Genomic DNA, 13,134 nt, shown 5'->3' on the forward strand with positions numbered 1-13,134 from the left:
CCAGACTCCAGCAGCCAGCCACTCGAGTCGCTTCACCCTTACCAGCAATGGCAAAGGCCGCCATTACCGGTAAGGCCTCCAGCGCTTGTCGTGGCTAAACGGCTGCTTGCGCTTTTCTAATTGTCCAGACTCCAGCGCCCAGGTCCTAGGGTCATAAGCCACTCTGGCTGTGCGGCTGAAACACGCCGCTTCGCCAGAGCGTCTTATGTCCGTCGGACCTACACGGGCGCTTGCGCCTATCGTTATTGTCCAGACTCCAGCGCCCAGCTCTTCGGGTCATAAGCCAACCCAGCTGTGCGGCTGAAAACATGCCACTCTGCTGGTCTGTCTTATGCCCGTCAGAGCTACACGGGCGCTTGCGCTTTTCGTGTTGTCCAGACTCCAGCAGCCAGCCCCTCGAGTCGCTTCAGCCTTACCCGCAATGGCACAGCCCGCCATTACCGGTAAGGCTTCCAGCGCTTGTCGGGGCTAAACGGCTGCTTCCGCTTTTCTAATTGTCCAGACTCCAGCGCCCAGGTCCTAGGGGCATAAGCCACTCCGATGTCCAGTTGCAAGTGCCTAGCTCTTCGGGATGTAAGCCACTCTGGCTGTGCGGCTGAAACACGCCGCTTCGCCAGATCGTCTTACACCTGTCAGAGCTGAACAGGCACTTTCACTTTTCTATCATGAGCAGGAAATAGGACGTTTTTAGGAAACATCGCTACAATGGAATGGATAGGAGTGGAAATGGCTATGGAAATTAAGAAATTCGAAAATATACCGTTGGGTGTGCTTGATTTGGCACCAATCAATGAAGGTGCAGAAACGGCACAGGCATTTAAGAATAGTGTAGAGTTGGCGCAGCATGTTGAAAAATTAGGATTTAATCGCTACTGGCTGGCTGAGCATCACAATATGCCCGGCATCGGCAGCTCAGCAACATCGGTTCTTATTGGTCATATAGCAGGCGCTACGGAGTCTATTCGTGTGGGCTCCGGTGGTATTATGTTGCCAAACCATGCACCGCTTGTCATTGCTGAGCAGTTCGGGACATTGGAAACAATTTACCCAGGTCGCATCGATTTAGGGCTAGGCCGTGCACCGGGCAGTGATCAGGCAACCGCTTATGCTTTGCGCCGGACTTTGCAGAGCAGCGGAGATGATTTTCCGCAACAGGTGGCAGAACTGGAAAATTACTTTTCGGAAAATCCGGTGGGACGTGTTCGTGCTTATCCCGGAACCAATTTGAAGATTCCACTTTGGCTGCTCGGGTCAAGCGGATTCAGTGCACAGCTTGCGGCGCTTAAAGGGCTTCCATTTTCATTCGCCAGCCATTTTGCACCCGATTATATGATGCAGGCGCTGCAACTGTACCACCAGAATTTCAAGCCTTCTGCAGTTTTGGCATCGCCTTACGCAATGCTCGGGGTCAATATTATTGTTGCAGAGACACAGGAACGTGCTGAATGGCTCGCGACTTCTTCGCAGCAGCAGATGTTCTCGTTGATGCGAGGGGAACCGACGACATTCCAAGCGCCGATTGACAACTTGGAAGAGGTTTGGACAGATCGTGAAATTGCGATTTTCCGTGACAAGCTGGATTCTGAATCGATGATCGTCGGTACACCGGACGTCGTCAAACAAAAGCTGAAAAACTTTATCCAAAAAACGAGAGCCAACGAAGTCATCGTCAATTCACCGATCTTCCACCAGGAAGATCGCTTGCGGTCGTATGACTACGTAGCTGAAATGATGGACTGAACAAAACCCCGTTCTCTGAACGGGGTTTTTTATGCCATAAAAAATCACCTCTCCATTACAGAGAGGCGACTATTCGGCGTCAGTGAAGGTCTTTCGCCTTTTCTTCTTCACGCTGCCGTTGCTTTGGAATCTCGTCTTCTTCATAGGCTGCATAATCAGGTGCGCCTTCGCCAATCATATTCAGAACCGCATTGAAGTCGTCGTCTAAACGAAGTTCAGCTTCTCGTGGATCGAGTACTTTGCGTTCCATTATGACCAACCTCCTTGTACTATAGTCAGCAGCCGTATGGCAATAAAGGCGGAGTCCTTTCTCACTTACAGTATACAGACTATTCTGCCAAATTGAAAGGGAGGCAACTTAGAATCTCATAGATTATTTTAAAGGAAACTCTTGTATAAAAAACGATAGAGCAAAGGCTCTATCGTTTTTTGTGCTCTTATTGCTGATTAGTTTCTGAGTTCAAAATCATGGATTCGAAAAATAAGGAAGGCGAACTTTCATTCCATTCCATGGAAGTTAAGTCTGCCGTGCGTTTTTCGATATAACCGTATGCAAGTTCTGTTCGCAGGTCATCTGTCAATTCGAGTTTGACGTACGGACCTGCTGGTGTCAGCCAGTTTAATTGGGACAAACGGTTTTCAAGTGAAAAAGAAATCCATTCATCTTCCGCTTCTTGGGTTCCGAATAATGGCTCTTGGGAAGCCATCAGCCATGTCTGGCTTGAGTGTTTAGGTGGCAGCCATAGATTTTTAGACAGTGTGCCTTCTTCGGTTGTGAATTCGGCAATCTCATGGCGCAGTTCCCGTACCCATTCGCCATTGCCGAGCTGCAGGCTGCGGGATACATAGACGTTGCCTACAAGAATTTCGCTATTGTTTTTTGTGAACACCCCATAAGGATTGGTGGTGGGATCTGGACCATAAAGTGCTTCATCGAGCCTGACTGTCGGCTCGGGATTCCAGGATTTAAATTCAGCATCTTCCAAGCCATTGACGTTCAATGAAAATGTATAAGGAATCCACCCAGTGTTGTTGATTTCTTCAAAAATGAGAGATGTGCCGTTTTGCAGCGAACGGTCAATCAGTGTATACGTACCGACATCCAATCCAAGGAAAGTCATATTGTATACCTGCTTAAGATCCGTTCCGCTCTCACTGACTTCGGGTTCGCTAAGTGCAATGAAGGTCGGTTTATCAATCGTTAGAGAAACATTGTTTTCCGAATAAAGTTCAACTTCATTTTTTAAAAACATGACGGCTGTAAAGACGATCAGCGACATGAAAAATACGACTCCCACTAAAATAACGATTTTTCTAAACACATTTTCACCTCTATTTTCTGCATGTTTGCCAAAACTGATTATAACATGGCCAGAGGGTGAGGAGCCTGTCCATATTTGAGCATCAAATGAACAAACATAAAAAGTGAAAGCATCAAAAAAACAGGCATCCCAGAGACGCCTGCTACAATACTTTATCCAAGAAATCTTTGGCACGTTCGGTTTTTGGATGGCTGAAAAATTCAATCGGCTGGCCTTCCTCGACCAGGACACCATGGTCCAGGAACAGCACGCGGTCTGCAACTTCACGGGCAAAGCCCATTTCGTGCGTCACAACGACCATTGTCATGCCGGATTTCGCCAAGTCTTTCATGACGTCCAACACTTCTTTGACCATTTCCGGATCCAACGCTGAAGTCGGTTCATCAAAGAGCATCAGCTCAGGTTCCATGGCCAAGGCACGCGCAATCGCGACACGCTGCTTCTGGCCGCCTGACAAGCTGTTTGGATATGCTTTTTCTTTTTCGGACAAGCCGACGCGTTCCAGCAGGAGGCGGGCTTTCATTTCCGCTTCGGCTTTTTTGATGCCTTTCGCTTTCATTGGTGCATATGTCAGATTTTCGAGTACCGTCAGATGCGGGAATAAATGAAAATGCTGAAACACCATGCCGATTTGCTGGCGGATTTTATGGATCGTTTTTTTAGATGCCGTCAAGTTCTTGCCGTTGATTTCAATTGTCCCGGAAGTCGGAACTTCCAGCAAGTTCAGGCAGCGCAGGAACGTCGACTTGCCGGAACCGGAAGGGCCGATGATCGATACCACTTCACCTTTTGTCACGGATGTGGAAATGTCGCTCAGCACTTCGTTGGTGCCAAACTTTTTATACAGGTTTTGGACGTTAATCACTTTGCTTCAGCCTCCGTTCGAAAACTCTGCCGATCATCGTCAAGCCCATTACGAGACACCAGTAGATGAGGCCGACGAATAACAGCGGTTCGAAGTTACGGAACAAGTCGGCGCCAACCACTTGAGCCCGTCTCATGAGATCGAGATAGCCGATGGTCGAGACGATGGCGGATTCTTTTGTTAACGTAATAAACTCATTCATTAAAGCCGGCAGGATGTTTTTCAAGGCCTGGGGCAAAATAATGTCTTTCATCATGGCGCGGTAAGGTACACCGAGAGCTTGTGCTGCTTCCATTTGTCCTTTATCGACGGCCTGGATGCCGGCACGGATAATTTCCGAGATATAAGCCGATGAATTCAGTCCGAAAGCCAGGATGGCCGACAGAAATGGTGAAATGTCATAGCCGGTCAACTGGGGAATCGAATAGTAGATGATCATCAGTTGCAAAATCAGCGGTGTTCCACGGAATATTGATGTATAGGCATCAGCGAACCATCTTAATGGTTTGATGCTGCCGATTTTGAATAAGGCCAGCAAAGTTCCAAGAATCGATCCAAGAATGATGGCGAAGAATACGAATTTTAAGGTGACCCATATCCCTTCCAGCATGAAAGGGATATAGGGAACTATTTGTGAGAAATCCAGGTTCATAACTTACAACTCTTTTCTAAAGGAAAGTTTACTCTTCGTCAGTCAGCCATTTTTCTTTCAGTTCGTCCAATTCGCCGCTTTCTTCCATCGCAGCCAATACACCGTTGACATCTTCTACAAGATCGCTGCCTTTAGGAAAAGCGACAGCCATACCTGGTGAAGCCGTTGTCGGGTCATCAAATGCCCCAAGGTCCTGCGCTTCAATGTAGCCAAGTGCGACTTGTTTGTCCATGTAGGCAGCGTCGATGCGACCTGATAGGATTTCCTGAATCAATGCGCCGGAATCGTCCAAAGCTTTCAATTCGAAATTAATGCCCTCATCCGCAATGATGCTTTTTGCACCTTCTTCCTGGATGGTACCAAGCTGAACGCCGACAACTTTTCCTTCCAGTGAATCAAGGCTGGTAAGTTCAGAACCTTTAGGTGTAACGAACATTTCGCCGGAGTGATTGTATTCTGTAGAAAAATCAACATTTTCTTTACGTGAGTCGGTTGCGGACATGCCCGCAATGACCATATCCACACGATCATTTTGCAAAGCCCCGATCAAGCCATCAAACTTCATATCCGTGATTTCAAGTTCATAGCCAAGCTCGTCTGCGATGTGATTGGCAAGGTCAATGTCAAAACCGACAATTTCACCTTCGGGATTGCGCGATTCAAAAGGTGCAAACTCTGCTGATGTGCCCATTTCCAGTACTTCTTTTTCCTCTGAAGAACCTGATTCGCCCTCGCTCGAGCTGTCACTTCCACAAGCACCAAGCAATAAAGCAGAAGACGCGAACAAAGCGATAAATGGTTTTTTCTTAATCATGATTGTTTCCCCCTGTTATTTGTATGTTTATTCATTAAAATGAATTTTAACACAACGAAAAAATTTTGGGAAGTTTTTTTCTGACCAAATAAAAAGTTTATGTTTTCAGAATTTTAGTTTGTATGAAACTGGGAAGAAATGCGTATAATAACGGGTAGGAGGCGATAGAATTGAAAAAACTATTATTGACGGGATTCGAGCCGTTTTTGGATTTCACGGTCAATCCTACCATGAAAATTGTGGAAGCATTGGATGGGACCAAAGTTGGCGGTTATCAGATTGCAGGGAAGATCATGCAAGTGGATTTCAATTCTTCCGGAGCCGCATTGCTCAAATTTATTGATGAAGAAAATCCGGATGCCGTGATTTCGCTTGGCCTTGCAGCAGGGCGTTATAAGATTACCCCGGAACGGATTGCCATCAATTTTAAAGATGGTGCGGTGGACAATGAAGGCAACAAACCTGTGGATGAACCGATCCGGGAAGAAGGGGAACCGGCATACTTGTCGACACTTCCTGTCCGGAAAATGGTTGATAGCCTGCTTGCAAATGGATTGCCTGCAACTATTTCCAATACGGCAGGTGCATATCTATGCAATAACGTTATGTACGAAGGATTGCATTATGCGAAAACACATAAGCCGGATATGCCATCAGGATTTATCCATATTCCAGCGTCGCACGAATTGGCGATTCAGCATGGGCGGATCCCAAGCTGGTCTCATAATGAACTCTTAAAGGGCATCCGAGTTTGCATCGAGGCATTGGACGAAACATGAAAAAAGCGAAGCCTCAATGGCTTCGCTTCAGACTGTAGACAAAATCTAACCGAAATGATTAATAGTGTATCATCCCAACCGGTCAGGCCACTTCGCTTTCCGTGGGCTCAGCTTCAGCCTCCTCGCTACTTGCGTTCCTGCGGGGTCTTCAGCTTTCGCTGTGCCACAGGAGTCTTCGTGGCCAGCCCGGTTGGGAGCATGCGGCTTTAATCAAAGGGAGAAGCCTGTTCGTCAGTTTCTCCATAACACTGATTTCGACAAGCCTGATCATCACCTCACTCCAGGGTCCGGAGCGCAAGGCGGCGAAGGGCCAACATGTGCTCCTGCATCGCTGCGCTAGCTTCGTCGCAAAGACTTGGTCTCGCTAGCTTCGACCAATGTCTTTCCTGCGGGATAGCGAAGTGCCGAAATCCACTCGGACCCAAGTCCGAGTTAGTTCGGCGCAAGCCCGCGGAAAGCGTCCGCCTGGAGCGCAGGATCCCGTATAAACAAGCTAAAATGAGGATTCATTCTTTAAATTTCATTACTATTCTTTTGTCTACAAGCTCAAGCGAATCGCAGCTGCGATTCGCTTTTCTATTTATATCCACTTGAATCCGACCCATTAACTAATCTTCTAAATAATTTCCCAATTGCGCTCAGTCGCGACGGTCCGCAGTCGGGGTTCTGGTTGAACTGCCACCGGATTCCCCACGAGTTCAAGCACAGGCAAATCAGAGTGGCTGTCGCCATACGCATAGCTGTTGGCCCAGTCGATGTCTTGCCCTTGGAGTGCTTCTTTGATTTTTATTGTTTTCAAGGGTCCCTGGATATGTGAAATGGGTGTCCGGTGATCCAGGATTTCATTTTTATAAAGAATTTCGGTCCCGATGATGGTTTTAATCGGCAACTGCTTTGTGACTGCGTGAAGAAGCGGAGTGAAAGCTCCGGATACGAGCATGACGTAATCGTTATTGGCAACATGATTTTTTAGCCGTTCAACGACTCTCGGATTCATGTCGCCGTGCATCCGGTCGGCAATTTCACCGAAATACTGCTCGAGCTCTTTCTGCGAAAAGGTTTCGAGCGCAGATAAGTATGCCTGGACAGAGCGTTCGCGCATTTTCCGTTCCGGATAGATTTTCAGCTTATGGCCGATATACGGCGGCATGATGGCCCGGTAAAACTGGCGGTAGCGCCTGCTGTGTTCAGGATGGTTCTTTAAATGATCCATCATCAGCTGGAAAGTTTCTTTCGAATAGAGGGTTCCATCAAAATCAAATATGGCTACGCGCAAGGCGATCAACTCCGGTTTCTCAATTTTTTCTGCTGCAACCATCATAACGGAAATTGGAGTCCGCTTCCAGCGAGTGGCAGCTGCAGGTTTATGTAATTTCTACTGAAGGGTATAGAAACAGAAATGACTTATTAAGCCCCAGGAGGTTTTACAATGGAAAAGCAGCGCATTACAGTGGGATATGTCGAATTGACACAGCAAGAGTCGGACCGATTGTATCAGGAAGTAAAAAAAGACAAAGATATTAAAAACTATAGCGAGCTTCAAGGGTTGATGGAAGATTTTGATTCGGTGATCATTGAGCCCGATGCACGTCCGCTTGCCGAAATCCTTGATGGAGATGAAGCACCTACTGAAACGGAACAGGGAGGTGCACGCTATATAGAAGTTTTCAATAAACTCGAAGAAGATACCCGCTACCGATTTGAATCATCTGATCAGCAATAAAAGCAGCCGCCCGGATCCTGTTTGGGCGGTTTTGATATGAATAGATATAATTTATTTAAACCTTCTCCCAAAAAAGAGGACGACCCGCTACCGGATCGCCCTCTACTCAATATTATTCTTCTTTATTCCCAATGCAGCGTTCGCATTCATAGATGATCGATTCGCGCTGTTCCTTAATTTCGCATCCGCATTCCCGGCATTCCTTTTTTGAACGAGTTTCATAAGCCTGTGTGTGTTTCATCATGATCCTCTCCATTCGCTTAGTTTAGTATTTCATATCCAGGCAGCGTCAAAAATTCGGCAAAATCACTTTGCAAGGTAAGGTTTGTAAACAACTCGCAGGCTTTCTCATAATTACCAGACGAATAGTTTGCTTCGCCGACCGCCTGTTGGATTTTGGCGGTTTCTTCTGCGAGGACTTCATGGAACAAAGAAACATCAATGTTCCGGCCATCTTCCAGAATGCCCTTCGGATGGCGGATCCATTGCCATACTTGAGAGCGGGAAATTTCAGCAGTAGCCGCGTCTTCCATCAGGTTATTGATTGGAGCGGCACCATTGCCAGACAGCCAGGAAGCAATATACTGGATGCCGACTGAAATATTGGAGCGGAGGCCTTCTTCCGTAATCGTACCCGTTGGCACACTAATCAACTGTTCAGCGCTCACTTGGACATCCTCACGTTTTTTATCAATTTGATTGGGCGCCGGCATATGTTCATCAAACTGCTCCATTGCTATCGCGACCATGCCAGGGTGCGCCACCCATGTGCCATCGTGGCCGTCTATCGCTTCGCGGCGTTTGTCTTCCGCAACTTTTTGGAATGCCGCAGTATTTGCTTCGTCGTTTCCTTTGACTGGAATCTGGGCAGCCATGCCGCCAAGAGCCGGTGCATTGCGCCGATGGCAGGTCTTGATGCACAGCTGGGTATATGCCCGCATGAACGGGACGGTCATTGTCACTTGTGAACGATCCGGGAAAATATACTCCGGCAGATTGCGCATCCGCTTAATGATACTGAAGATATAATCCCAGCGCCCACAGTTCAGTCCGGCAGAATGATCACGCAATTCGTAAAGGATTTCATCCATTTCAAATGCTGCCAGAATGGTCTCGATCAATACAGTTGCACGAATCGTACCTCGTGGAATCTCCAGTTCATCCTGCGCAAAGACGAAAACGTCGTTCCACAGGCGGGCCTCTAAATGGCTTTCCATCTTGGGAAGATAGAAATAAGGGCCGGTGCCGCGGTCAATCAATTCTTGTGCGTTGTGAAAAAAGTATAGTCCGAAATCGACAAGGCTGCCGGAAATCGGCTGACCGTTAATGTGGATATTCTTTTCCATCAAGTGCCATCCGCGAGGACGCACCATCAGTACGGCAGTTTTTTCATTCAACGCGTATTTCTTCCCGGTTTCTGGCGCTTCAAAATCAATTTGGCGCCGAACTGCGTCGCGTAAATTGATTTGTCCGTCGATGACGTTAAACCAATTGGGTGCGGTCGCATCTTCCAGGTCTGCCATGAACATTTTGGCACCGGAATTTAATGCATTGATCAGCATTTTTCGATTGGTAGGTCCCGTGATCTCGACTCGGCGGTCTTTCATATCTTCCGGGAGAGGGGCGATGGTCCAATCGTTGTTTCGGATATGTTTGGTTTCAGGCAGGAAATCGAGCTTTTTTCCGGCATCGATTTCTTTTTGCCGCACTTGGCGTTTTTCAAGAAGCTTGACACGCCGTTTATCGAAAGTCGTATGCAGCTTTTCAATAAAGTCCAGCGCCTCGGGAGTAAGAATGGATTCCATTCCCGGTATTTCTTCACCTTTTATGGTTACAGTAGATTTCGTTAACAAACGAATCATTCCTTTCTAAAAAAATTTTTTATAACTGTATTAATACAGTTATATTTGTTGTATATTAATATATAACAGAAAAGGCCGACTGTCTTGCAAAGAGGATGGAAAGGATTATTCAGCGATAGGAGCGATTATTTGGTGATAAATACATCTGGAAGGGGAATTGGGGTATGGAAAACAATGTGCTGGAGCAAATGGGGTTTATCATCGGAGACTGGATTCCGAAAGAGGCATCAATTGCAATTGCTGTAGAGGACCGTTATATCTACTATAAAGCGGGTGTCCATGATCTGCAGATTCAGGAAGGCCAGCCGGTGCTTCACGGCAGCATTGCTGCACGCGCCAAAAAGGAAGGGCACCGGATTGAAATGTTTGTCGAAGAGTCGATTCTGGGAACAGCATATTACGGTATTGGCTATCCCATGAGGCTTGGCGATAAAGGAGGGGTATTAGTGATCATCCTTCCGCCGGATTACCTTGTCCGCAAAAAACAGCCGATCCGATTTTTGACTGGTAAGCTTGATGAAACATGGCGGCCGGTTCCGGTTGATAGAGTTTCCCATATCGAAAGCAGCCAGAAGAAAACCTGGTTCTACACGGACAATGAAACCTATTGCTCCATCCATACCTTGAAAAACCTGAAGCATCAATTGCCGGACAGCTTCCTGCCTATTCATCGTTCCTATATCGTCAATATCAATTATATAGAAGAAATTTCCCGTGACATCGCCTCGAATTACCAATTGACGCTACGAGACGGCTCGATTTTGCCGGTCAGCCAAAATTATGCAGCTAGTGTCCGGGAGCGGCTTGGGTTTTGACTGCATTCATAATACGAAAAAACCAGCTGGAATGATTCCAGCTGGTTTCTTATGAAAAAATCTTCCCTGGGTTGAGCAGGTTATTGGGATCGAGCATCCGTTTCATGTTTTTCATGACTGCAACAGCCGCACCATGTTCAGCATCCTGATATTTCATCTTGCCGAGGCCAACGCCATGTTCGCCTGTACAAGTGCCTTCCAATGCGATGGCACGGTAGGCAAGTTTTTCATTGATTTCTTCAGCGGCCAGCTGCTGGGCAGGATCTTTGGCATTATAGGCGATCGAGGTGTGGAAATTGCCGTCGCCGATATGTCCCAAAACGCCGCCTTCTAGTCCACTTTCAGCAATTAGCTGACGCGCGTAATCAATCAATTCGGGCAGTTTTGAGATGGGGACGCAAACGTCGCCGCCAGTAATTGTCATTCCGGCCTGATGCCGGTAAGCATAGGCCATTTCGTGGCGGGCTTTCCAAATCAATGAACGTTCTTCTGAATCAGCCGCAACGCGCCAGTTTTCACAATCCATATCAGTCAACAGCTCCTGTGCCATGGCAGCTTCTTCTTCAGCTGCGCCTTTCATGCCCGCAAACTCAAAGAACAGCGAATGCTTCTCGGGCAGTCCATAATTTCCGTAGACGTTGACTTTCGCGATGCTGTAGGCATCCACAAATTCCATTCGCTGGACTGGAATACCGCTCAATAGGATTGTGTGCGCCGCTTCTGCACATTGGTGGGGAGTTTCAAATGTGCAGCTGGCTGCGATGGTGTGCTCCGGAATTCCATGAAGTTTTAACGTGATTTCTGTAATGATGCCAAGCGTGCCTTCTGATCCTGTGAACAATCCGGTCAAATGGTAGCCGGAAGACGATTTTTTGGCTTTTGTACCGGTATGCAGCAAGGTGCCATCGGCCAACACGACTTCCAAATCGACAATTTGATCACGCATGACCCCGTAGCGGACGGCGGTCGTGCCACTGGCATTGGTGGCTGCCATGCCGCCGATTGATGCATCTGCGCCAGGATCAATCGGGAATTGAAGGCCGTGCCGGTTGATGATGTGATTTAATTGCAGGCGCGTTATACCCGGCTGGACTGTAACCAATAAATCCTCGGGTGAAAACTTCACTATCCGGTTCATGCGTTCAAAGTTGATTGAAATGCCGGCATTCAAAGGAATAGCCTGGCCTTCCAGACCTGAACCAACACCAAATGGCGTGATGGCTACGGAAGCTTCACGAGCGATATGCATGATAGCTTTTACGTCTTCTGTCGACTCCGGAAAGCAGACGATTTCCGGTTCCACGGGTGCATGGTCGGATTCATCATGGCTATGCCGATATAATTCGCTGACGCTCGTTGAGCATTGATCTTCTTTTAAAGTGTTTTGTAGTTGGGTAATCCAGTATTTTGTCATCTAAACAGGCTCCTTTAAATAAAAAATATACGTGCGGAAAAATTTCTGCATCTCTGTGCAGGTTTAACATAAATTCGAATGGGGGTAAAGAAACTAAAAAATCAAACAGGGAGGGACTATGAAAAAAACTATCGCATTTGTATGGATTCTTTTGATTCTGCTGGCAGCCTGCGGACGGCCCGATGATCAATCCCCCTCAACAGAGCAAGGTGAAGGGGAAGAAACTTACACCATCCGAATGGCCTATCTGGTGCCGGAAGAGCATTCCGCCCATATTCAATCCATAAAATTCAAAGAAAAACTGGAAGAGGAATCCGATGGGCGATTAATAGTTGAACTCTATCCCAATGGCCAATTATACGGCTCTGACCGTGAAGCGATTGAAGCAGTGCAGCTGGGTAACTTGGAAATGACCATTCCGGCAGTAGCTCCGTTAGCCTCATTTAATGAGAAGTTTTTAGTTTTCGATCTGCCATTTCTTTTTAATGACTACGAAGCGGCCTATAGCGCATTGGATGGAGACCTGGGTCAGGAATTGTTGGACAGTTTAGAGCAAAATGATTTGAAAGGTCTGGCATTTGGCGAAAATGGCTTCCGCCACGTCTCCAATAATGAGAAGCCGATCGAATCACCGGAAGACATGGACGGCTTGAAATTGCGGACCTTAGAAAATCCGCTCCATACCGACACATTCAAAGCATTCGGCGCAAACGCCTCACCGTTTGCTTTTGGAGAGCTTTATACTGCCCTCCAACAGGGAACATATGATGCAATGGAATGTCCGATTTCCCTTTACTATACAAATAAATTTTATGAAGTCCAAGATTATTTGACCTTGACTGGCCATGTTTATGCAGCAGCAATCGTTTTGGCTAATAATGACTTCTACAACAGCCTGCCCACCGACCTTCAAGAATTGGTCACGGAAGCTTCTGAGGAATTCCGGGATGAGCAGCGCCAACTTGCTCAGCAGCAGGACGTCGAATTTTTAGAGCAGCTAAAAGCTGAAGGGATGCAAGTCAACGATTTGACGGCTGAACAGCGCGATGAATTTCGACAGGCCGCACAATCTGTTTATGACAAATACGAAAGCCAGATCGGCAAAGAACTGATCGACCGTGCGCTGGCAGCAAATGAATGAGGAAACA

At 47.2% G+C, this 13,134-nt stretch carries 14 protein-coding genes; 5 read left to right on the plus strand and 9 right to left on the minus strand.

What is annotated here, in order from left to right; all coding sequences use genetic code 11:
* Window positions 1-732 precede the first annotated feature (732 nt).
* Complete coding sequence (locus tag GJB59_RS15755) at window positions 733-1,740, plus strand: LLM class flavin-dependent oxidoreductase (RefSeq protein ID WP_142826031.1); 1,008 nt, start codon at window positions 733-735, stop codon at window positions 1,738-1,740.
* 79 nt (window positions 1,741-1,819) lie between these two features.
* On the opposite strand, the gene GJB59_RS15760 is transcribed toward GJB59_RS15755, so the two are convergent.
* From GJB59_RS15760 to GJB59_RS15780, 5 genes are all read right to left on the minus strand, one after another.
* Window positions 1,820-1,990, minus strand: a complete 171-nt coding sequence (locus GJB59_RS15760) for a hypothetical protein (RefSeq protein ID WP_185959971.1) — start codon at window positions 1,988-1,990, stop codon at window positions 1,820-1,822.
* A gap of 187 nt (window positions 1,991-2,177) precedes the next feature.
* The gene (locus GJB59_RS15765; RefSeq protein ID WP_244946821.1) at window positions 2,178-3,062 is read right to left on the minus strand and encodes a hypothetical protein; all 885 of its coding nucleotides are present in this window, start codon (window positions 3,060-3,062) and stop codon (window positions 2,178-2,180) included.
* Between the two features lie 142 nt (window positions 3,063-3,204).
* Window positions 3,205-3,927 (minus strand): amino acid ABC transporter ATP-binding protein, encoded by a 723-nt coding sequence (locus GJB59_RS15770; protein WP_142826032.1) that lies wholly within the window; start codon window positions 3,925-3,927, stop codon window positions 3,205-3,207.
* Complete coding sequence (locus GJB59_RS15775) at window positions 3,920-4,579, minus strand: amino acid ABC transporter permease (RefSeq protein ID WP_142826033.1); 660 nt, start codon at window positions 4,577-4,579, stop codon at window positions 3,920-3,922. Before GJB59_RS15775 ends, GJB59_RS15770 begins: the two co-directional genes overlap by 8 nt.
* A 28-nt stretch (window positions 4,580-4,607) precedes the next feature.
* Window positions 4,608-5,393 (minus strand): ABC transporter substrate-binding protein, encoded by a 786-nt coding sequence (locus GJB59_RS15780; RefSeq protein ID WP_142826034.1) that lies wholly within the window; start codon window positions 5,391-5,393, stop codon window positions 4,608-4,610.
* Window positions 5,394-5,563: 170 nt separating this feature from the next.
* Here GJB59_RS15780 and GJB59_RS15785 point away from each other — a divergent pair, with 170 nt between their 5' ends.
* Window positions 5,564-6,172 carry a pyroglutamyl-peptidase I gene (locus GJB59_RS15785; protein ID WP_142826035.1) on the plus strand — a complete coding sequence of 203 codons (609 nt, stop codon included), beginning with the start codon at window positions 5,564-5,566 and terminating at the stop codon, window positions 6,170-6,172.
* 616 nt (window positions 6,173-6,788) lie between these two features.
* Here GJB59_RS15785 and GJB59_RS15790 read toward each other — a convergent pair.
* A complete protein-coding gene (locus GJB59_RS15790; RefSeq protein ID WP_142826036.1) occupies window positions 6,789-7,493 on the minus strand; it encodes an HAD family hydrolase in 705 nt (234 codons plus the stop codon).
* Between the two features lie 108 nt (window positions 7,494-7,601).
* On the opposite strand from GJB59_RS15790, the gene GJB59_RS15795 reads away from it, so the two are divergent.
* The gene (locus tag GJB59_RS15795) at window positions 7,602-7,895 is read left to right on the plus strand and encodes a hypothetical protein (RefSeq protein ID WP_142826037.1); all 294 of its coding nucleotides are present in this window, start codon (window positions 7,602-7,604) and stop codon (window positions 7,893-7,895) included.
* A gap of 112 nt (window positions 7,896-8,007) precedes the next feature.
* Here GJB59_RS15795 and GJB59_RS15800 read toward each other — a convergent pair whose 3' ends face one another.
* Both GJB59_RS15800 and aceB read right to left on the minus strand, forming a co-directional pair.
* The gene (locus GJB59_RS15800) at window positions 8,008-8,136 is read right to left on the minus strand and encodes a YhfH family protein (protein WP_203583280.1); all 129 of its coding nucleotides are present in this window, start codon (window positions 8,134-8,136) and stop codon (window positions 8,008-8,010) included.
* A 19-nt stretch (window positions 8,137-8,155) separates the two neighbouring features.
* Window positions 8,156-9,757: a malate synthase A gene (gene aceB, locus GJB59_RS15805; RefSeq protein WP_185959972.1), complete on the minus strand. Its 1,602-nt coding sequence runs from the start codon at window positions 9,755-9,757 to the stop codon at window positions 8,156-8,158.
* A gap of 164 nt (window positions 9,758-9,921) precedes the next feature.
* On the opposite strand from aceB, the gene GJB59_RS15810 reads away from it, so the two are divergent.
* Window positions 9,922-10,572, plus strand: coding sequence for a LytR/AlgR family response regulator transcription factor (locus GJB59_RS15810; RefSeq protein WP_142826039.1), 651 nt, complete (start codon window positions 9,922-9,924; stop codon window positions 10,570-10,572).
* 49 nt (window positions 10,573-10,621) lie between these two features.
* Here the strand turns inward: GJB59_RS15810 and GJB59_RS15815 are convergent, their stop codons facing one another.
* Complete coding sequence (locus GJB59_RS15815; RefSeq protein WP_142826040.1) at window positions 10,622-11,986, minus strand: FAD-binding oxidoreductase; 1,365 nt, start codon at window positions 11,984-11,986, stop codon at window positions 10,622-10,624.
* Window positions 11,987-12,104: 118 nt separating this feature from the next.
* On the opposite strand from GJB59_RS15815, the gene GJB59_RS15820 reads away from it, so the two are divergent.
* Entirely contained in the window at window positions 12,105-13,127 is a 1,023-nt protein-coding gene (locus tag GJB59_RS15820; RefSeq protein WP_142826041.1) for a TRAP transporter substrate-binding protein, read from the plus strand.
* Window positions 13,128-13,134 lie beyond the last annotated feature (7 nt).

This window comes from Planococcus soli (assembly GCF_016881065.1).
GTDB classification, from domain to species: domain Bacteria; phylum Bacillota; class Bacilli; order Bacillales_A; family Planococcaceae; genus Planococcus; species Planococcus soli.